We start from the raw sequence: 20,856 nt of genomic DNA, 5'->3' as shown, positions 1-20,856 counted from the left end.
GCAGGGGCCGGCGCGCGGGCCAACCCCGTTGTGCCGGGCTTGCAAGCCGCCTTCGTGTCACTATCTTGTTGCAGAAACGTGGTTTAAGCCCGGCAGGCACAAGCGATTCGGGATAACACGGGATGACGATCGAACTTCTGGATTCGGCGAACGTGGTTGACACTTCACAGCCTTGCATCCGCAAGACGATTGCGACCCCGGCAACCGAGGTTCTCGGGCGGATCGGCACTCTCGAGACGCGGCTTGCGCGCTCCGCTGCCGAGGTCGATGCTGCACAGGCGGTACGCTACAAGGTCTTCGTCGAGGAGATGAAGGCGCAGGCAGGGCCCGATGCCGAGCGGCGCAAGCGCGACGTCGACAGCTGGGATTCGATCTGCGACCATCTGCTCGTCCTCGACACATCGATCGAAGGCGACACGGAAGACCAGATCGTCGGCACATACCGGCTGTTGCGGCAGGAGGATGCGGAGCGGGCCGGCGGCTTCTACTCGGCTTCCGAGTTTGCGATCGGCGAATTGCTTCAGCGCCATGCGGGCAAGCGCTTCATGGAACTCGGCCGGTCCTGCGTGCTGCCGGAATATCGGACGAAGCGCACCGTCGAACTGCTCTGGCAGGGCAATTGGGCCTACGCGCTGAAGCATGGCGTCGACGCCATGTTCGGATGCGGCTCGTTCCCGGGCGTCGTTCCTGAAGAGCATGCATTGGCGCTCTCCTTCCTGCACCACAATGTTCTCGCTCAGGGGGAGTGGGCGGTTTCCGCCCGCCCGGAGCTTCATCGGACCATGGACCTGATGCCCTCGGAAGCGATCAATCCCAAGAAGGCGCTTTCTGCTCTTCCGCCGCTGATCAAAGGCTACATGCGGCTCGGTGCGATGGTCGGCGAAGGCGCTGTGGTCGATCACGCCTTCCGCACGACCGATGTGCTGATCGTGCTGCCGATCAGCAATATTTCCGGCCGCTACCTCAACTACTACGGCGCGGACGCCGGGCGATTTGCTTCGACCGTATCCTGAGCGGCGGACTTCAGTATTAACCAGTTGTTAAGGATGTGTTTGACTTTCCTTGGTGAAAGGACGAAGTGTATTTCCATGGTTGATCTGGATTTCATGACGAAGGAATGTAAAAAATAAAGGGAAAGATTCGCAATGCGTCTGGGGGCGCGTATATTGCAATCAATTTCCTCTCATTTTTATGACCTATGCGATGGATCTGCCATAATGTATTGAGCCCACTTCCTTTTCCTGAGAGGTGGGCTCTTGTTTTATTGAGAATATGTGTTCCGTTGCTGTACGTTCCGCCAAGCAATGTTTGCTGCCGGTGCAGCGCCTGTCTCGAAACGATACACCGCTTCTTGTTCGTCAGGTCCCGGCGTTGTAGGCGGCGATTGCCGCCATGTTGACGATATCCGAATCCTTGGCCGACATGGATGCGATTTGCACCGACTTGTCGAGGCCGACGAGCAGCGGGCCGATGACGGTCGAACCGCCGAGTTCCTGGAGCATCTTGGTCGAGATCGAGGCGGAGTGGAACGCCGGCATGACCAGCACGTTTGCGGTGCCGGAAAGTCGGCAGAACGGATATTGCTCCATCACGCGCTGATTAAGCGCCACGTCCGCCGCCATTTCGCCGTCGTATTCGAAATCGACGCGGCGCTTGTCGAGGATTTTCACCGCCTCGCGCACCCTCTCGGAGCGTTCGCCCGAGGGGTGGCCAAAGGTCGAATAGGCGAGCATCGCGACGCGCGGCACGTAGCCAAGGCGCTTGGCAAGTCCGGCGGCCTCCTCGGCGATGTCGGCCAATTCCTCGGCCGTCGGCATGTCGTGCACGGCGGTATCGGCGACGAGCACCGTGCGGCCACGGCAGAGCGCGATCGATACGCCGATGACGCGGTGGCCGGGCTTGGCGTCGATGCAGCGGCGCACGTCTTCGAGCGCCGTCGAATAATTGCGCGTCAGGCCTGTCACCATGCCGTCGGCGTCGCCGAGAGCCACCATGCAGGCGGCGAAGTGGTTGCGGTCGTTGTTGATCAGCCGCTGCACGTCGCGGAAAAGGTAACCCTTGCGCTGCAGCCGGGCGTAGAGGAAATCGGTATAGGCGCCGACGCGCTTGGAGAGGCGTGCGTTGACGATTTGGATGCCGGCGCGGTTGAGGTCGATGCCTTCCCGCTCGGCGGTTTCGCGCATCTGCTCCTCGCGCCCAAGCAGGATTGCCGTACCGAGTGCCTGGTTGGCATAGGCGATCGCGGAGCGCATCATCTGCACTTCCTCGCCTTCGGCAAAGACGATGCGCTTCGGCTGGCGGCGGACACGCTCGTAGATGCGCTGCAGTGTCGAGGCGATCGGGTCGCGCCGCGCCGAAAGCTGCTGCGCATAGTCGGAAAGATCGGTTATCGGCTTGCGCGCGACGCCTGTTTCCATGGCCGCTTTCGCGACGGCAATCGGGATCGCCGAGATGAGGCGCGGATCGAAGGGAACGGGAATGATGTATTGTGGCCCGAAGCGCGGCCGGTTGCCCTGGTAGGCGGCGGCAACGTCGTCCGGCACGTCTTCCTTTGCAAGGCTCGCAAGGGCCTCTGCCGCGGCGATCTTCATGGCGTCGTTGATCGTCGAGGCGCGCACGTCGAGTGCGCCGCGGAAGATATAGGGGAAGCCGAGAACGTTGTTGACCTGGTTCGGGTAGTCAGAGCGGCCGGTCGCGACGATGGCGTCGTCGCGGATGTGGGCGACTTCCTCCGGCGTGATTTCGGGATCCGGATTGGCCATGGCGAAGATGATCGGTTTCGGCGCCATGGAAAGCACCATCTCCGTCGAAAGCGCGCCCTTTGCAGAAAGGCCGAAGAAAACGTCAGCGCCCTCCAGTGCCTCGGTCAGGGTCCGGCGGTCGGTATCGACCGCGTGTGCGGACTTCCACTGGTTCATGCCATCGGTGCGGCCCTTGTAGATCACGCCCTTGGTGTCGCAGAGAATGACGTTTTCCCCGTTGAAACCCATCGCCTTGATGAGCTCGACACAGGCGATTGCCGCAGCGCCCGCGCCGTTGCAGACGAGCCTGGTCGTTTTGAAGTCACGCCCGGTCAGCGCCAGCGCATTGATGAGGCCCGCGGCGGCGATGATCGCGGTGCCATGCTGGTCATCATGGAACACCGGAATGTCCATGACCTCGCGCAACCGCTGCTCGATGATGAAACAGTCCGGCGCCCTGATGTCCTCAAGGTTGATGCCCCCGAAAGACGGGCCGAGAAAGCGCACGCAGTTGACGAATTCGTCGACATTCTCCGTATCGACTTCGAGGTCGATCGAATCGACGTCCGCAAATCGCTTGAACAGGACCGACTTGCCTTCCATGACCGGCTTCGAGGCAAGCGCACCGAGATTGCCGAGGCCGAGGATCGCCGTGCCGTTGGAAATCACCGCGACCATGTTGCCGCGCGTCGTGTAGTCATAGGCGGTTGCCGGGTCTTCGGCGATCGCCTTCACGGGCACGGCGACGCCGGGCGAGTAGGCGAGCGACAAGTCGCGCTGGGTCGCCATCGACTTTGTCGGGGAGATCTCCAGTTTTCCGGGCCGACCTTGTGAGTGGAAATCGAGCGCTTCCTGGGCGGTGACGCTTGTCATCGTGCGGTCGGTCTTGTCGGTAGCCGGCATGTTTCCTCAACCTCCTGTGGGCGACCGCCGAGGTCAGCCTCTTTGTTATTGTCGTCTATAAATGCTTGCGGATAGTGTGACATCTCTTTTTTTGGAACAATCATGAATTTCGTGACAGACCCATCGAGCCGCACGGGCGATGTCCTTTCCGTGTCCGATCTGGCAAGCGAGGAGAGCCGCTCCACCGCGACTCCGATGATGGAGCAGTACATCGAGATCAAGGCGAACAATCCGGATTCGCTGTTGTTCTACCGGATGGGCGACTTCTACGAGCTGTTCTTCCAGGATGCGGTCGAAGCCTCGCGCGCGCTCGGGATCACGTTGACGAAGCGCGGCCAGCACTTGGGCCAGGAGATCCCGATGTGCGGCGTGCCGGTTCACGCGGCCGACGACTATCTGCAGAAGCTGATAGCCCTCGGTTTCCGGGTCGCCGTCTGCGAGCAGGTCGAGGATCCGGCCGAAGCGAAGAAGCGCGGCAGCAAGTCGGTCGTGCGCCGCGACGTTGTCCGGCTGGTGACGCCGGGAACGATCACCGAGGACAAGCTGCTTTCTCCGGCAGAATCCAATTATCTGATGGCGCTTGCCCGTATCCGCAGCGGCTCGGAACCGGCCTATGCGCTCGCCTGGATCGACATATCGACCGGCATTTTCCGCCTTGCCGAGACGGCCGACGGCCGCTTGCTCGCCGATATATTGCGCATCGAGCCGCGTGAACTGATCCTGCCGGATACCGTCTTTCACGATCCTGAGCTCCGGCCGGTTTTCGACGTGCTCGGCCGGGTCGCGGTGCCGCAGCCGTCCGTGCTATTCGACAGTGCGACGGCGGAAGGCCGCATTGCCCGCTATTACGGCGTGAAGACCCTTGATGGCTTCGGCAGCTTTTCGCGCGCCGAGCTTGCGGCGGCCTCGGCGGCAATCTCCTATGTCGAGAAGACCCAGCTTGCCGAGCGCCCGGCGCTCGGGATTCCGGAGCGGGAAAGCGTCGCCTCGACGCTCTTCATCGACCCGGCGACCCGCGCCAACCTCGAACTGGTCAAGACGCTTTCCGGCGCGCGCGAGGGAACGTTGCTCAGAGCCCTCGACCGAACGGTAACGAGCGGCGGCGCGCGGCTTCTCGCGGAGCGGCTGATGTCGCCGCTGACCGATCCCGACCGGATCAACATGCGGCTCGATTCGATCGAGGTCCTGGCCGACCAGCAGCGTTTTGCGACGGATCTGCGCGACGCCTTGCGGCGCGCGCCCGATATGCCGCGCGCGCTGTCGCGGCTGGCGCTCGGCCGTGGCGGCCCGCGTGATCTTGGGGCGATAATGGCCGGGCTTCGCGCCGCGGCGACGATATCGGCGCTGTTGTCGCGCGGCAACCTCTCGACAGAACTGACCGAGGCGCATGCCGCGATCGAGGCATTGCCGGAGGCGTTGCTGGCGAGACTCGAGTCGATGCTCGCGGAAGAACTCCCGCTCTTGAAGCGCGACGGCGGCTTCGTGCGCGAAGGAGCGCATGGCGAACTCGATGAGATGCGAGCGTTGCGCGATCAGTCGCGCCGGGTAATTGCGGGCCTGCAACTGCAATATTGCGATGAAACCGGGATCAAATCGCTGAAAATCAAGCACAACAACGTGCTGGGTTATTTCATCGAGGTGACCGCGGGAAATGCCGGGGCGATGACCGACACCGACGCAGGGCGCGCGCGCTTCATTCACCGCCAGACCATGGCGAATGCGATGCGGTTCACGACGACCGAGCTCGCGGAGCTCGAAACCAAGATCGCCAATGCGGCGGATCGGGCCCTTGCGATCGAACTCGAAGCGTTCGAGGCGATGGTGGGCGAGGTCGTTGGGCATGCCGAGGCGATCAAGGCGGCGGCGCTGGCGCTCGCAACGCTCGATGTGTCGACCGGCCTCGCTGTCCTTGCCGAAGAGCAGAACTATGCACGCCCCGTGGTCGACCGCTCGCGGATGTTCGCGATCGACGGCGGACGTCATCCGGTCGTCGAGCAGGCGCTCCGGCGCCAGGCGGCCAACGCCTTCGTTGCCAACGGCTGCGACCTGTCGCCTCCGGAAGGTTACGAGGGCGGGGCGATCTGGTTGCTCACCGGTCCGAACATGGGCGGTAAATCGACCTTCCTGCGCCAGAATGCGCTGATTGCGATCATGGCACAGATGGGGTCGTTCGTCCCGGCAGCGGCGGCGCATGTCGGCATCGTCGACCGGCTTTTTTCCCGCGTCGGCGCGTCCGACGATCTCGCCCGCGGCCGCTCGACCTTCATGGTCGAGATGGTCGAAACCGCAGCGATCCTCAACCAGGCGACGGACCGCTCGCTGGTGATCCTCGACGAAATCGGCCGCGGTACCGCGACCTTCGACGGCCTGTCGATTGCCTGGGCCGCGGTCGAGCACCTGCACGAGGTCAATCGTTGCCGCGGGCTCTTCGCCACCCATTTCCATGAACTGACGGTGCTCTCCGAAAAGCTTGGCCGGCTCTCGAACGCGACGATGCGGGTCAAAGAATGGGACGGTGACGTGATCTTCCTGCACGAGGTCGGTCCCGGCGCCGCCGACCGGTCCTACGGGATCCAGGTGGCTCGACTTGCCGGTCTGCCGGCGTCGGTCGTCGCGCGGGCCAAGGATGTGCTTGCCAAGCTCGAGGACGCCGACCGCAAAAACCCGGCAAGCCAGCTGATCGACGACCTGCCGCTTTTCCAGGTGGCGATACGGCGCGAGGAGTCGGCGAGGGCCGGGCCGTCGAAGGTCGAGGAGGCGCTGAAGGCGCTCAATCCCGACGACATGACGCCGCGCGACGCCCTCGACGCCCTCTATTCGCTGAAGAAGCAACTTGGCGCCCGCTGATCTCCCGCGAGGGCGGAATCGACCGCGATGATGCTGCCTATTTTTCCTGTCATTTGAGGAATAGAAAGGCTATACAGCGCCGCGCGCCTTTCGAGGCCCAAAGGACGTGGCATTTTGAAATGCTGCATGTTTCCGGCCGGTCCACGGCGACATGCAGGAGCGCTGGCAGATGCAGCGGATTACTCAACCAGTCGGACAGGACGCCCCTCGGCACTTCATGGCCAGACACGAAACTTCCTTTCCCGAAATTCTCGATGTTGCGGCGCTGCGAGCGAAATGCAGCTTCATCGCCTCCGCTCATGCGGAGCAGCGAGAACCGATGCGTCAGGCCCTGCTTGCCGCATTCAAGCAGGCCAATCTTTCGGGCCGCGCCAAGGCGCGCGAGTTGCTTGCAGCCGACGGCGCCGGGATCAAATGCGCTGAACGCATCTCCTGGCTCCAGGACCAGCTCATCACCCTGCTGCATGATTTCGTGCTGAACGAGGTCTTCGACGCGGCGAAGGCGCCGCCGGCATCTCGCATCGCGGTGACGGCCGTCGGCGGCTACGGACGCGGAACTTTGGCGCCGGGGTCGGACATCGACCTTCTCTTCCTGCTGCCGGCAAAGAAAGCGGTCTGGGCGGAGCCGGCGATCGAGTTCATGCTCTATATCCTCTGGGACCTGGGCTTCAAGGTCGGTCACGCGACGCGCACGATCGAGGAATGCATCCGGCTGTCACGCGCCGACATGACAATTCGCACGGCGATCCTTGAATGCCGCTACATCTGCGGTTCCGAGGCACTGGCGAGCGAACTCGAAACGCGCTTCGACCGCGAGATCATCCGCAACACCGGTCCCGATTTCATTGCCGCCAAGCTTGCCGAGCGCGACCAGCGCCATCGCAAGGCGGGCGATACCCGCTATCTCGTCGAGCCGAACATCAAGGAGGGTAAGGGCGGGCTTCGCGACCTGCACACGCTGTTCTGGATCGCCAAGTATTTCTACCGGGTCAAGGACTCGGCCGATCTCGTCAAGCTCGGCGTCCTGTCGCGACAGGAATACAAGCTTTTCCAGAAATCGGAGGATTTCCTCTGGGCGGTGCGCTGCCACATGCATTTCCTGACGGGCAAGGCGGAAGAGCGACTCTCCTTCGACATACAGCGCGAGATCGCCGAGGCGCTTGGCTACCACGATCACCCCGGCCTTTCGGCTGTCGAGCGCTTCATGAAGCACTATTTCCTCGTCGCCAAGGACGTGGGTGATCTGACGCGCATCTTTTGCGCCGCGCTCGAGGACCAGCAGGCAAAGGATGCACCGGGGATTTCCGGGGTGATCAGTCGTTTCAAACACCGCACCCGCAAGATCGCCGGTACGCTCGACTTCGTCGATGATGGCGGGCGCATCACGCTGTCGAGCCCCGATGTCTTCAAGCGCGATCCGGTAAACCTTCTGCGGCTCTTCCACGTCGCCGACATAAACGGCCTGGAGTTCCATCCGGCCGCGCTGAAGCAGGTAACCCGCTCGCTGAGCCTGATCACGCCGCAACTGCGCGAAGATGAGGAAGCCAACAGGCTGTTCCTCTCGATCCTGACGTCGAGGCGCAATCCGGAGCTGATCCTGAGGCGCATGAACGAGTCCGGCGTCCTCGGCCGCTTCATCCCGGATTTCGGCAAGATCGTGTCGATGATGCAGTTCAACATGTATCATCACTATACGGTGGATGAGCATCTGCTGCGCACGGTCGATATTCTCTCGCGGGTCGAGCGCGGCATCGAGGAGGAGGCGCATCCGCTTTCGGCGACGCTGATGCCGGGCATCGAGGACCGCGAGGCACTCTATGTCGCCGTGCTGCTGCACGACATTGCCAAGGGCCGACCGGAGGACCACTCGGTCGCCGGCGCCAAGGTGGCCCGCAAGCTCTGCCCGCGTTTGGGGCTTTCTCCAAAGCAGACCGAAACCGTGGTCTGGCTGGTCGAGGAGCATCTCACCATGTCGATGGTGGCCCAGACGCGCGACCTCAACGATCGCAAGACCATCGTCGATTTCGCCGAGCGCGTGCAGTCGCTCGATCGCCTGAAAATGCTGCTCATCATGACGGTCTGCGATATCCGGGCGGTGGGGCCGGGCGTGTGGAACGGCTGGAAGGGGCAATTGCTGCGCACGCTCTACTACGAGACCGAGCTTCTGCTCTCCGGCGGCTTCTCGGAATTGTCGCGGAAGGAACGGGCAAAACATGCGGCCCGCATGCTGGAGGAGGCGCTGACCGATTGGTCCGAGGCGGACCGCGAGGCCTATGTGCGGCTACATTATCAGCCCTATCTTCTTTCGGTGGCGCTCGAGGATCAGGTCCGGCACGCGGAGTTCATTCGCGAGGCGGACCGGGCCGGCAAGACACTTGCGACCATGGTGCGCACGCACCAGTTCCACGCCATCACCGAAATCACCGTGCTTTCCCCGGACCATCCGCGCCTGCTGACGGTGATTGCAGGAGCCTGCGCCGCGGCGGGTGCCAACATCGTCGACGCACAGATCTTTACGACGTCCGATGGGCGGGCGCTGGACACGATTCTGGTCAACCGGGAATTTCCGGTCGACGAGGACGAGATGCGCCGGGCGGCGAGCATCGGCAAGCTGATCGAGGATGTGCTTTCCGGCCGCAAGCGCCTGCCCGAAGTGATCGCCAGCCGCACGCGCGTGAAGAAGCGCAGCAAGGCCTTCACGGTCACGCCGGAAGTGACGATCAGCAACACGCTGTCGAACAAGTTCACCGTTATCGAGGTCGAGGGCCTCGACCGGCCCGGTCTCCTTTCCGAGGTGACGGCAGTGCTTTCCGACCTCTCGCTCGACATCGCCTCGGCCCATATCACCACCTTCGGCGAGAAGGTCATCGATACTTTCTATGTCACCGATCTGGTCGGCTCGAAGATCACCAGCGAGAACCGGCAGACGAACATCGCGGCGCGCCTCAAGGCGGTGTTGGCCGACGAAGTGGACGAGGCTCGCGACCGCATGCCCTCGGGTATCATCGCACCGGCGCATGCGCCGCGCGCATCACATGGTTCCAAAGCGACAAAAGCCGAAACATGAGCCTCGTCAAGAAATTTGCAACCGTCGGCGGTGCGACGCTTGGAAGCCGCATCTTCGGCTTCGTCCGCGAAACCTTCATGGCGGCGGCGCTCGGCACCGGACCGGTTGCCGACGCCTTCAACACCGCCTTCCGGCTGCCCAACACCTTCCGCCGGCTTTTTGCCGAAGGCGCCTTCAACTCCGCCTTCGTGCCGCTTTTCGCCAAGGAGATCGAAGCACGCGGCATGGATGGCGCGCGTCGCTTTTCAGAAGAGGTTTTCGGTGTGCTCTTCACCGTTCTCCTGTTTCTGACGATCGCCATGGAGCTGGCGATGCCGTTCATCGTCCGGGAGTTGATAGCCCCGGGCTTTGCCGGCGATCCGCCGAAATTCGCAAGCACCGTATCCTTCGCGACGATCATGTTCCCCTATCTCGCCTGCATGTCGCTGGCGGCGATGATGGCGGGCATGCTGAATTCGCTGCACCGCTACTTCGCGGCGGCGATCGCGCCGGTGTTTCTGAACGTCATCCTGATCGGCGTTCTTGCCTATGCCTGGCATAGTGGCCACGACGCGGTTGCGGTCGGCTATGGCCTTTCCTGGGGCGTCCTGGCTGCAGGGCTGGTGCAGCTCGCGATCGTCTGGTTCGCCGTGCGCAACGCCGGGATCCGGATCGGGCTTCGCCGGCCGCGGCTGACGGCGAATGTCAGACGGCTTCTCGTGTTGGCGCTGCCGGCGGCGATCACCGGCGGCATCACCCAGATCAACCTTCTGATCAACACCAATATCGCCTCCGCTAAGGCGGGGGCCGTGTCGTCGCTCGTCTATGCCGACCGCATCTACCAGCTCCCGCTCGGCGTGGTTGGCATCGCGGTCGCGACCGTGCTGCTGCCGGAGCTTGCGCGGGCGCTTCGCGCCGGCAATATCAACGAAGCGTCGAACCTGCAGAACCGCTCCGTCGAATTTACGCTGTTCCTGACGCTGCCGGCCGCCGCCGCACTGCTCGTCATGTCGGAACCGATCGTCCGGCTGCTCTTCGAGCGCGGCAAGTTCCTGCCCGAATCGACCGTCGTGGTCGGCCATATCCTGGCGATCTACGGCCTTGGCCTGCCGGCCTTCGTGCTGATCAAGGCCTTCATTCCGGGTTTCTTCGCACGCGAGGACACCCGCACGCCGATGATCTTCGCCGCAATTTCCGTGGCAGTGAACGTGTCGCTGGCCTTGACGCTGTTTCCGACGCTCGCCGCGAGCGGCATCGCAATAGCGGAGATCGTCGCCGGCTGGGTGAATGCCGTGCTGTTATTCGCAACCCTCGTCTGGCGTGGCCATTGGGGACGCGACATCCCACTGTTGACCCGGATTCCGCGCCTGGTGATCGCCGCGGCGATCATGGCGGTTGCGCTGCATTTTGCGGTCCAGTGGCTGGCGTTCCCGCTTTCGTCCGCTGCCCCGCTTTTGACGCGGGCTTTAACCCTCTGCGGCCTGGTGGCGGCGGCGATGGTGATCTATTTCGCCTTCGCCTTCGGGCTTGGCGGCGCAAGCCTCGGCATGATCCGCCGCAATCTGCGGCGCAGGGGCGCCAGCGGTCCGGTCGAAGCTGCGGCGAGCCAGGAGCCCGATGCGCCATGAAGCAGACGATCGCCCGCGTCGCCATCGTCGTGCCGGATTACGACGACGGCATCGCCTTCTATTGCGGCAAGCTCGGGTTCGACCTGATCGAGGACACGGACCTCGGCAGCGGCAAGCGCTGGGTGCTCGTTCGGCCGAAAGGTGCCGCGGAGACGGCCTTGCTTCTCGCCAGGGCGGCGGACGAACGGCAGCGGGCCGCGATCGGTAACCAGACCGGCGGCCGAGTCGGCTTCTTCCTGTTCACCGACAATTTTGCCCGTGATCACGCTGCGATGCTGGCGGCCGGCGTCGAATTCCGCGAGGCGCCCCGCCACGAGGCCTACGGTTCGGTCGCGGTGTTTGCCGACCCGTTCGGCAACCTTTGGGATCTGTTGCAACCGGCGTCGTGATCCGTCACACGCCCGCACCCCCTTGATTGCACTTTGCCTGCCGTGCATAAGCGCGGCGGATATCAACTGGAGACGGGCCCTCCACAAGCCCGATTGAGGACGACATGAACGAATTCAAGCCGCTCGTATTTTCCGGCGTACAACCGACCGGCAACCTGCATCTCGGCAATTATCTCGGCGCGATCCGCAAGTTCGTTGCACTGCAGGAAAACAACGACTGCATCTATTGCGTCGTCGACCTGCACTCGCTCACCGCGCAGCTCGTGCACGAGGATCTGCCGGGCCAGATCCGCTCGATAGCGGCCGCCTTCATCGCCTCCGGCATCGATCAGGAAAAGCATATCGTCTTCAACCAGTCGGCGGTGCCGCAGCACGCCGAGCTTGCCTGGATCTTCAACTGTGTCGCCCGCATCGGCTGGATGAACCGGATGACCCAGTTCAAGGACAAGGCCGGCAAGGATCGCGAAAACGCCTCGCTCGGCCTGCTCGCCTATCCAAGCCTGATGGCAGCCGACATCCTCGTGTACCGTGCCACGCATGTTCCGGTCGGCGACGACCAGAAGCAGCACCTGGAGCTGACGCGCGACATTGCCCAGAAGTTCAACATCGACTTCATGGAGCATATCCGGGCGCGCGGTTACGGCGTCGATATCGTCGTCGGTGAAGAGCCGATCCATGCCTATTTCCCGCCCGTCGAGCCCTTGATCGGTGGGCCGGCGCCGCGCGTCATGTCTCTGCGTGACGGCACGAAGAAGATGTCGAAGTCCGATCCTTCCGATCTGTCACGCATCAATCTGATGGATGATGCCGAGACGATCTCGAAGAAGATCCGCAAGGCCAAGACCGACCCCGACGCGCTTCCGAGCGAAGTAGACGGCCTCGCCGGCCGGCCGGAGGCGGAAAACCTCGTCGGCATCTATGCGGCGCTTTCCGACAAGACGAAGGATGAGGTTCTCGCCGAGTTCGGGGGCCAGCAGTTCTCGATCTTCAAGCCGGCTCTGGTCGATCTCGCCGTCAACGTGCTGTCGCCGATCACCGGTGAGATGCGCCGCCTGATGGATGATACCGCGCACATCGACACAATCCTGAGGCGTGGCGGCGAGCGGGCGCGCGCGCGCGCCGAAAAGACAATGCGCGAGGTTCGCGAAATCATCGGGTTTTTGCAGTAGCGCGCAAAAATGAGACCTTGCGGGCGGCGAACGGCAATGTAATGTTCGCCGCATGGTTTCCACCCGACTCTCACGACTGGAAGGTCATCGCCGCAAGTTCATGGCGGTGATCGACGATACGCCCGAATGCGGCCGCGCCGTGCACTATGCCGGCATGCGCGCGAAGAACTCCAACGGCGGCCTGGTGCTGCTCTACGTGATCGCCGATGGCGACTTCCAGCAGTGGCTGGGGGTCGAGGAGATCATGCGGGCGGAAGCGCGTGAAGAGGCCGAGGCGACGCTGGCAAAGGTGGCTCAGACGGTGCGCGAAAGCATCGGCATCGAACCGGAAATCGTCATTCGCGAAGGGATCGCCACGGAGCAGATCCACGCCGTCATCGAGGACGACCGCGACATCGCCATTCTGGTGCTCGCAGCGGGATCGGCGAAGGAAGGGCCGGGGCCGCTGGTGTCGTCCATCGCCGGAAAGGCCGCGGCCTTTCCGATTCCCGTGACCGTCATTCCCGATATGCTGACTGACGAGGAAATAGACGCGCTGAGCTAGAGCCCTATTTCCGTGCGGCATCGCGCCGTTTCCAAGTCGGGAAGAGGCGGTCTTCCGCACGCTCCCCCGTCCCGATCACAGCGGTTCACGTGCGACGGGATGCGCCCTTGCGAGGGCGGGGCGAAACACCTATATTTTTGAACAATTCTAAAGAGCCGGTCGGGAAGCTTCCGGCGAAACGGAGAGAAAGATGTTCATCCAGACGGAAGCCACGCCAAATCCGGCCACGCTCAAGTTCCTGCCGGGCAAGGTGGTGATGGAGAACGGTACGGCCGAATTCCGGAGCGAAGAAGAGGCCCGTGCAGAATCGCCTTTGGCGGCGCGGCTCTTCTCGATCCCGGGCGTCACCGGCGTCTATTTCGGTTACGACTTCATCACGGTCAGCAAGGAAGCGCAGGAGTGGCAGCACCTGAAGCCCGCCATCCTTGGCTCGATCATGGAACATTTCATGTCCGGCCAGCCGGTCATGTCGGGTGCCGGGCGCGCCGAGGAGGCGGACCAGGAAGGTGAGTTCTTCGACGAGGGCGACGAAGCCATCGTTGCCACAATCAAGGAATTGCTTGAAACCCGCGTTCGTCCGGCCGTTGCCCAGGACGGTGGCGACATCACCTTCCGCGGCTTCAAGGATGGCACCGTGTTCCTGAACATGAAGGGCGCATGCTCCGGCTGCCCATCCTCGACTGCGACGTTGAGGCACGGAGTCCAGAACCTGCTGCGCCACTTCGTTCCAGAAGTCGAAGCAGTCGAATCCGTCTGATCCGGGCGCCACTGCATGTTCCCTTAAATCCTAGCCGATTTAAGAATAAAAACATGCAGCACTTCAAAGTGCTACAGCGTCCCTTTGCGCGTCTGATAAGGCGCGCGGCGCTGTAGAGCACTTCGCGCCGGATCTGCGCGCGAAGCAATGGAGGGAGGCCATTGCGGCTGATATGTTAGTGCTTGCCATCGATACATCGGGGAGCGGTTGCTCCGCTGCGGTTTATGACAGCGCCTCCGCCGAGCTTCTGGCCCGCGCGGGTGCGAACATTGGACGCGGCCACGCCGAGCGTCTGATGGAGTTCGTCGACGAGGCGCTGCTCGCCGCCGACAGGCAACTTGCAGACATCGACCGTATCGCAGTCACAGTCGGCCCCGGATCCTTTACCGGCATTCGTGTCGGGGTTGCGGCCGCACGTGGCCTCGCGCTTGCCCTCTGCAAGCCGGCCGTCGGGATCACCACGCTTGAGGTCGCCGCCGAAGGTGCCAGGCTGGCGACACCCGGCCAGCCGGTTCTCGTCGTCATCGACGCGAAGCGGGACGAAGTCTATACCCAGCTTTTCGACGCCTCCGGTGGGGCAAGGGGCGAGCCCGAGGTTCTGCCGGTGACAGAGGCGCGCGAGCGGTTTTCCGGGTTCAAAGGCACGGTTTGCGGCTCCGGCGCTTCCCTCGTCGGCCATTTGCAGGCGGGTGGAATGCCGGACAACATCGACATTGCTGTCGTTGGCCGGTTGGGTGCCGGCGCCGATCCAGCCTCAGCCAAGCCGAAACCGCTATACTTGCGTGGACCGGATGCGAAGCCTCAGGCAGGCTTTGCCGTAACCCGAGCCTAGACCGCGATGAGTTTGACCGATTATTTCACCCGTCGGACGGAGTTCGATATCTTCCCGCTCGAGGAGGGCGACCTCGTTGCCGCCGCGGCGCTGCATCGCCAACGCTTCGCTTCTCCTTGGAGCGACGGTGAAATTCACGCATTGCTGTCGCAGGATACCGTCTTCGGTTTTGTGGCGCGCCAGACGAACGGTGCCTTTCGGCCTGCATTTGGCGGTTTTGTGCTCTCGCGCGCCGTGGCCGGAGAGGCCGAAATCCTGACGATCGGCGTCGATCCGCGTTTCGCCCGGTCCGGCCTCGGTTGGCGCCTGATGCAGGCGGCCATGCGTGAGGCATTCGTCAAAGGTTCCGAGGCGCTTTTCCTCGAAGTCGATGAAACGAACCAGGCCGCGCTCGGTCTCTATCAGAAGCTCGGCTTCCTCAAGGTTGGCGAACGCCGCGCATACTACCAGGGCTCGACAGGAGCGCGCACGGCGGCGCTTGTCATGCGACTCGATCTTCGCTAGTCCGATTCACCACATGGTCTGTGTTTGCGCGTCTCCCGTTCGGATGCGTCTGGCCGCGTTTCGAAAGTGGCGCGCTTGCACGCGGGGCCGAACGATGAAGGAAAGTTGAGCGGGTTGGAAAGCCTTCGCGGATGATCAATTGGGTCCGGGTTGCCCTGTGCGGCGCGCTGCTGGTGCTGGTCTCGCTGGTGCTGATGCCGGTGCAGATCTTTTGCCTGTGGCTGGATTTGAAGCCCCGACGGTGGCTGCCACGTTTCTGGCACCGCGTGGCATGCCTGCTGCTCGGTCTTCGCGTTCGCGTTCATGGCGAGCCAGATCGCCGGCGTCCGTTGCTGCTCAGCGCCAATCACGTGTCCTGGAAGGATATTCTGGTCCTGTCCTCCGTGGCCGACGTCGTCTTCGTCGCTAAATCCGAGGTGAAGACCTGGCCCGTTTTCGGGCTTCTCGCCCGCCTGCAGGCCTCCGTTTTCATCGAGCGCGACCAGAAGCGCTCGACTGGCCATCAGGTGAACGAGATCGGTCGAAGGCTCGCCGATGGAGAGATCGTCGTGCTCTTCCCGGAAGGGACGACCTCGGACGGCAACCGGCTGCTTGACATCAAGACCTCGCTGTTCGGTGCTGCCGCTTCTGCGGTTCCGCACTCGCCGACCGGGGTGGTCCATGTTCAACCATTGGCCATCTCCTACACCGGAATCCACGGCATGCCGATGGGGCGCTACAATAGGCCGATTGCCGCATGGCCCGGCGACACCGGACTGCTGCCACACCTTCTTGGCGTGCTGCGGGAAGGCGCGCTGGACGTGGATGTCGATTTCGGCGAGGCGGTGGACTATGACCGCCATGCCAATCGGAAAGACGTGAGCCGCACGATCGAGCAGCGCATTCGCAGCATGCTGTCGGACCGCCTGAGAGGGCGGCCGAGGTTGGATCGGGCCGTGGCGCGGGCCGAAGGATAGCGATCTGCGCCGAAAATGCTTCAACTTTGGGCCGCCATGCACTAAAGAACCGCGCATGACCCAGGAAACAGCTCTTTTGTCGAAAACGCCGGTGCCGGGCGAGGAACACACACCCTCGCGCAAGGTCTTCGTCAAGACCTATGGCTGCCAGATGAACGTCTATGATTCCGACCGCATGTCGGATGCGCTTTCGCGCGACGGCTACGTTTCGACCGACGTCCTGGAGGAAGCGGATTTCGTCCTGCTCAACACCTGTCATATCCGCGAGAAGGCGGCGGAAAAGGTCTATTCCGAGCTTGGCCGGCTGCGCGAACTGAAGAAGGAGAAGGCGCGCGAAGGCCGCGAAATGGTCATCGGCGTCGCCGGCTGCGTCGCGCAGGCTGAAGGCGACGAAATCCTTCGCCGCGCGCCGGCGGTCGACCTCGTCATCGGCCCGCAGACCTATCACCGTCTTCCCGAGGCGTTGAAGCGAGCGCGGGGCGGCGAGCGCGTCGTCGAGACCGACTATGCGATCGAGGACAAGTTTGAGCATTTGCCCGCACCAGACAGGGCGAAGACACGCGCCCGCGGCGTAACCGCCTTCCTGACGGTGCAGGAGGGATGCGACAAGTTCTGCACCTTCTGTGTTGTGCCCTATACCCGCGGCTCGGAAGTGTCGCGACCGGTGGCTCAGATCGTTGCCGAGGCCGAAAGGCTGGTCGAAGGCGGGGTGCGCGAAATCACCCTGCTCGGGCAGAATGTCAACGCCTGGCATGGCACCGGCCCGGACGGCCGCGACTGGGGATTGGGCAATCTTCTCGTCCGCCTTGCCGAAATCGACGGCCTTGCGCGCCTGCGTTATACGACCAGCCATCCGCGCGACATGGATGACAACCTGATCGAGGCGCATCGGTCGATGGCGAAGCTGATGCCCTATCTGCATCTGCCGGTCCAATCGGGATCCGACCGCATCCTGAAGGCGATGAACCGGCGTCATACGGCAGCCGAGTATCTCGCCCTGATAGATCGCATCCGCGCGGCTCAGCCCGACCTTGCCCTATCCGGCGATTTCATCGTAGGCTTCCCGGGTGAAACCGACGAGGACTTCGAGGATACCCTGCGTCTCGTGGAGGCGGTGGGTTATGCACAGGCATTTTCCTTCAAGTATTCGACCCGTCCCGGCACGCCGGGGGCCGAACTCAAGGATCAGGTATCCGAGGACGTGAAGGCCAAGCGTTTGGAAAGATTGCAGACTTTGCTCATGAAGCAGCAGCGCGACTTTGCTCAAGCCTGCATTGGGCGCGAGATCGATCTGCTTCTGGAAAAACCCGGCCGTATGCCCGGCCAGCTCGTCGGTCGTTCACCTTGGCTGCAGCCGGTGAATGTTGATGCAAAAGCATCGCAAATCGGTGACATTATCAAAGTACGAATCATCAAAGCGGGCTCCAATAGCCTCTTTGCCGAGATGATCGGGTAGCGCATGGCCCCGAAAATCGGAATCGATTTTCAGAAAGGCTTATGCGCAGTAAGACGTTACAGCGTCTTTTGCGTGTCAATTCTGACGCGCGGCGCAGTAAAGCGAGAGCGAGGAGCCTAACCGCTTGAACGGACACGAATTGATTTCTTCATCATCGCGCCAGTCAAAAACATCTGCGACAGACGCCAATCACTTCGTGCTTACTTTCGAGAACAACCGCTTTGCCAGCGAGCTCTTCGGCCAATTCGACCAGAATCTGAAGTTGCTTGAAGAACGCCTGCGCATCGATGCGAGGCCGCGCGGAAATTCCGTTGCGATCTCGGGCGACGTGGTGGCGACAAACCAGGCGCGGCGCGCCCTCGACTATCTCTACGGAAGATTGCAGAGTGGCGGATCGATCGATACGTCCGATGTCGAGGGAGCGATCCGTATGGCGGTCGCTGCTGACGACCAGTTGCAGTTGCCGACCATGGAGCGCAAAGCCAAGTTGACGATGGCGCAGATTTCGACGCGCAAGAAGACCATCGCTGCGCGGACGCCCATGCAGGATGCCTATATCCGCGCGATGGAGCGGGCGGAACTCGTCTTCGGCATCGGCCCGGCCGGCACCGGCAAGACCTATCTTGCCGTTGCTCATGCCGCTCAGCTTCTTGAGCGCGGCGCGGTCGATCGTATCGTTCTTTCGAGACCGGCGGTCGAAGCCGGCGAGCGCCTGGGCTTCCTGCCGGGCGACATGAAGGAAAAGGTCGACCCCTACTTGAGGCCGCTCTACGACGCGCTCTACGACATGATGCCCGGCGACAAGGTCGAGCGGGCGATCACCGCGGGCGTGATCGAGATCGCGCCGCTCGCTTTCATGCGTGGGCGAACGCTCGCCAATGCCGCCGTAATCCTCGACGAGGCGCAGAACACGACATCGATGCAGATGAAGATGTTCCTGACCCGCCTCGGCGAAAACGGCCGGATGATCGTCACCGGCGACCCCAGCCAGATCGACCTGCCGCGCGGCGTCAAGTCGGGCCTCGTGGAGGCGCTGCAGATACTCAATGGCGTGGAAGGCGTTTCGGTAATCCGCTTCAAGGATGTCGATGTCGTCCGTCATCCGATGGTGGCGAGGATCGTCAGGGCCTATGAAGCCCACACCGCGGTTCACGACGAGAGCGAGCAGAGCGATCGTTAGTCCTTGTTTATCGCGTGATCTGTTCGAAAACCGGTTCCCACTTCTTGGATCACGCTTTAGAGCGGGAGGAGGAAAAGCGTATGCGGTTTTCCGCCCGCGTCCCGCTCTATTTTGTTGGAATCGATCAGGTTTATGATTTTCGGTCGAATCGACCCAAAATCATCGTGATCTAACGGCGTTTCGTTGCGACCATGACGGCTTTGGACATTCAGATCAGCGTCGAAGAGGGCGATTGGCCATCGGAAGATGAGCTGCAATCCTTCTCGGCGCGTATTCTCGAGGCGACGGCCGACTTCCTCGCGCGCGAGGAAAAACAGCCTTTTCCGCCGGAGGCGCCGGAAGTTTCTCTGGTCTTCACTGATGATGCTTCGATGCGAGCGATCAACGCGGAATGGCGAAGCCAGGACAAGCCGACCAATGTGCTGTCTTTCCCCGCCTTTCCCGTGACCCCCGGCAAGATGCCGGGACCGATGCTCGGCGATATCGTCGTTGCCTATGAAACGCTGAAGCGCGAGGCGACCGAGATGGAAAAGCCGTTTGACGCGCACCTGACGCATCTTCTCGTACATGGATTCCTCCATCTTTTCGGGTATGATCATCTGGAAGACGACGAGGCGGAAAGAATGGAAGGCCTTGAGACTCGCATTTTGGCGCGTCTTGGCCTATCTGATCCATACGGGGACCGATCCCCGGATTGATAGTTTGGAACGATGAGCGACACCAACACACAGCCGGCTGCCGTTGCAGCCGAGGAAGCGGAAGCTTCCGGAGAGGCCGAGGCGGGCAGTAGTAGTACCGCCGCTCCCCGACAGGAGAGCAGCAAATCCACAACCTCCTTCTGGAGCCGTGCCGCGCGCCTTTTGCGCGGGGCAAGTCCGTCGAGCCTGCGCGAAGATCTTGCCGACGCTCTGCTGACGGACGCGGATAGCAACGCCGCGTTCTCGCCCGAAGAGCGGGCAATGCTCAACAACATCCTGCGTTTCCGAGAGGTTCGCGTCGAGGACGTGATGGTGCCGCGCGCCGATATCGAGGCCGTGGACCAGAGCATCACGATCGGCGAGCTCATGGTCATTTTCGAGGAGTCGGGACGCTCGCGCATGCCGGTCTACAACGAGGGCCTGGATGACCCACGCGGCATGGTGCATATCCGCGATCTGCTCGCCTATGTCACCAAGCAGGCGCGCAACCGGCGCCGCAACGGCAAGGCACAGCCCACGGCCCCGGCCGTGGTGGAAAAGATGCCGCGCCAGCAACGGGCGGGTTTCGACCTTTCGCGCGTCGATCTCGGCAAGACGGTGGAAGAGGCCGGCATCGTTCGCCAGCTCCTGTTCGTGCCGCCGTCCATGCTGGCCTCGGACCTGATGCAGCGGATGCAGGCGGCGCGCATCCAGATGGCCCTCGTCATCGATGAATACGGCGGCACGGACGGTCTGGTGTCGCTGGAGGACATCGTCGAGATGGTCGTCGGCGATATCGAGGACGAGCATGATGATGAAGAGGTCATGTTCGCGCGCAGTTCCGATGACGTCTTCGTCGCCGATGCCCGTGTCGAACTCGAGGAGATCGCCGAAGCGATTGGCCCGGATTTCGACGTGCGCGAGCAGCTCGAGGATGTCGACACGCTCGGCGGGCTGGTTTTCGCTTCGCTCGGACGCATTCCGGTTCGCGGCGAGGTGGTCCAGGCCATCCCCGGTTTTGAGTTTCAGATCCTTGATGCCGACCCACGGCGCGTCAAACGGGTGCGCATCATGCGCAAGCGCCCGCTGGCCCGTCGCCGCGTGTTGAAGACGGAGCGGGAGGCGCCCGCCGGTCGCGACGCCGAGGTCGGCGCCGGATCACCGCCGACATCCGAACAATAGCCGTACCGGCGGCCGCCTTCCCTATTTCAAGCAGTGAGAGCCCTT

General features: G+C 62.6%; 16 protein-coding genes. 15 read left to right on the top strand and 1 reads right to left on the bottom strand.

Annotated elements, in window-relative coordinates; genetic code table 11:
- Window positions 1-122: 122 nt before the first annotated feature.
- The gene (olsB, locus tag PZN02_RS04100) at window positions 123-1,013 is read left to right on the top strand and encodes a l-ornithine N(alpha)-acyltransferase (protein ID WP_280660345.1); all 891 of its coding nucleotides are present in this window, start codon (window positions 123-125) and stop codon (window positions 1,011-1,013) included.
- 345 nt (window positions 1,014-1,358) lie between these two features.
- Here the strand turns inward: olsB and PZN02_RS04095 are convergent, their stop codons facing one another.
- A complete protein-coding gene (locus PZN02_RS04095) occupies window positions 1,359-3,644 on the bottom strand; it encodes an NADP-dependent malic enzyme (protein ID WP_280660344.1) in 2,286 nt (761 codons plus the stop codon).
- 102 nt (window positions 3,645-3,746) lie between these two features.
- Here PZN02_RS04095 and mutS point away from each other — a divergent pair, with 102 nt between their 5' ends.
- From mutS to PZN02_RS04025, 14 genes are all read left to right on the top strand, one after another.
- Entirely contained in the window at window positions 3,747-6,491 is a 2,745-nt protein-coding gene (gene mutS, locus PZN02_RS04090) for a DNA mismatch repair protein MutS (protein ID WP_280660343.1), read from the top strand.
- Window positions 6,492-6,708: 217 nt separating this feature from the next.
- Entirely contained in the window at window positions 6,709-9,558 is a 2,850-nt protein-coding gene (locus PZN02_RS04085) for a [protein-PII] uridylyltransferase (protein WP_280660342.1), read from the top strand.
- Window positions 9,555-11,165: a murein biosynthesis integral membrane protein MurJ gene (murJ, locus tag PZN02_RS04080; RefSeq protein ID WP_280660341.1), complete on the top strand. Its 1,611-nt coding sequence runs from the start codon at window positions 9,555-9,557 to the stop codon at window positions 11,163-11,165. The genes PZN02_RS04085 and murJ overlap by 4 nt, the downstream gene beginning before the upstream one ends.
- On the top strand, window positions 11,162-11,554 hold the full coding sequence (locus PZN02_RS04075) for a VOC family protein (protein ID WP_280660340.1): 393 nt from the start codon (window positions 11,162-11,164) through the stop codon (window positions 11,552-11,554). Before murJ ends, PZN02_RS04075 begins: the two co-directional genes overlap by 4 nt.
- A gap of 104 nt (window positions 11,555-11,658) precedes the next feature.
- Entirely contained in the window at window positions 11,659-12,723 is a 1,065-nt protein-coding gene (gene trpS, locus PZN02_RS04070; protein WP_280660339.1) for a tryptophan--tRNA ligase, read from the top strand.
- A 52-nt stretch (window positions 12,724-12,775) separates the two neighbouring features.
- Entirely contained in the window at window positions 12,776-13,267 is a 492-nt protein-coding gene (locus tag PZN02_RS04065) for a universal stress protein (RefSeq protein ID WP_180939957.1), read from the top strand.
- Window positions 13,268-13,457: 190 nt separating this feature from the next.
- Window positions 13,458-14,024: a NifU family protein gene (locus PZN02_RS04060; RefSeq protein ID WP_280660336.1), complete on the top strand. Its 567-nt coding sequence runs from the start codon at window positions 13,458-13,460 to the stop codon at window positions 14,022-14,024.
- Between the two features lie 172 nt (window positions 14,025-14,196).
- Window positions 14,197-14,856 carry a tRNA (adenosine(37)-N6)-threonylcarbamoyltransferase complex dimerization subunit type 1 TsaB gene (gene tsaB / locus PZN02_RS04055; RefSeq protein WP_280660335.1) on the top strand — a complete coding sequence of 220 codons (660 nt, stop codon included), beginning with the start codon at window positions 14,197-14,199 and terminating at the stop codon, window positions 14,854-14,856.
- A gap of 6 nt (window positions 14,857-14,862) precedes the next feature.
- Window positions 14,863-15,360 carry a GNAT family N-acetyltransferase gene (locus PZN02_RS04050; RefSeq protein WP_280660334.1) on the top strand — a complete coding sequence of 166 codons (498 nt, stop codon included), beginning with the start codon at window positions 14,863-14,865 and terminating at the stop codon, window positions 15,358-15,360.
- Window positions 15,361-15,491: 131 nt separating this feature from the next.
- A complete protein-coding gene (gene olsA, locus PZN02_RS04045; RefSeq protein WP_280660333.1) occupies window positions 15,492-16,316 on the top strand; it encodes a lyso-ornithine lipid O-acyltransferase in 825 nt (274 codons plus the stop codon).
- 55 nt (window positions 16,317-16,371) lie between these two features.
- A complete protein-coding gene (gene miaB, locus PZN02_RS04040) occupies window positions 16,372-17,772 on the top strand; it encodes a tRNA (N6-isopentenyl adenosine(37)-C2)-methylthiotransferase MiaB (RefSeq protein WP_280660332.1) in 1,401 nt (466 codons plus the stop codon).
- Window positions 17,773-17,896: 124 nt separating this feature from the next.
- Window positions 17,897-18,952: a PhoH family protein gene (locus tag PZN02_RS04035; protein WP_280660331.1), complete on the top strand. Its 1,056-nt coding sequence runs from the start codon at window positions 17,897-17,899 to the stop codon at window positions 18,950-18,952.
- A gap of 191 nt (window positions 18,953-19,143) precedes the next feature.
- Complete coding sequence (ybeY, locus tag PZN02_RS04030; protein WP_280660330.1) at window positions 19,144-19,650, top strand: rRNA maturation RNase YbeY; 507 nt, start codon at window positions 19,144-19,146, stop codon at window positions 19,648-19,650.
- 12 nt (window positions 19,651-19,662) lie between these two features.
- Complete coding sequence (locus PZN02_RS04025) at window positions 19,663-20,811, top strand: hemolysin family protein (RefSeq protein WP_280660329.1); 1,149 nt, start codon at window positions 19,663-19,665, stop codon at window positions 20,809-20,811.
- The last annotated feature ends 45 nt before the right edge of the window (window positions 20,812-20,856 follow it).

Origin of the sequence: Sinorhizobium garamanticum (assembly GCF_029892065.1) — a bacterium.
GTDB classification, from domain to species: domain Bacteria; phylum Pseudomonadota; class Alphaproteobacteria; order Rhizobiales; family Rhizobiaceae; genus Sinorhizobium; species Sinorhizobium garamanticum.
This window is presented reverse-complemented; position numbering and strand designations above follow the sequence as displayed.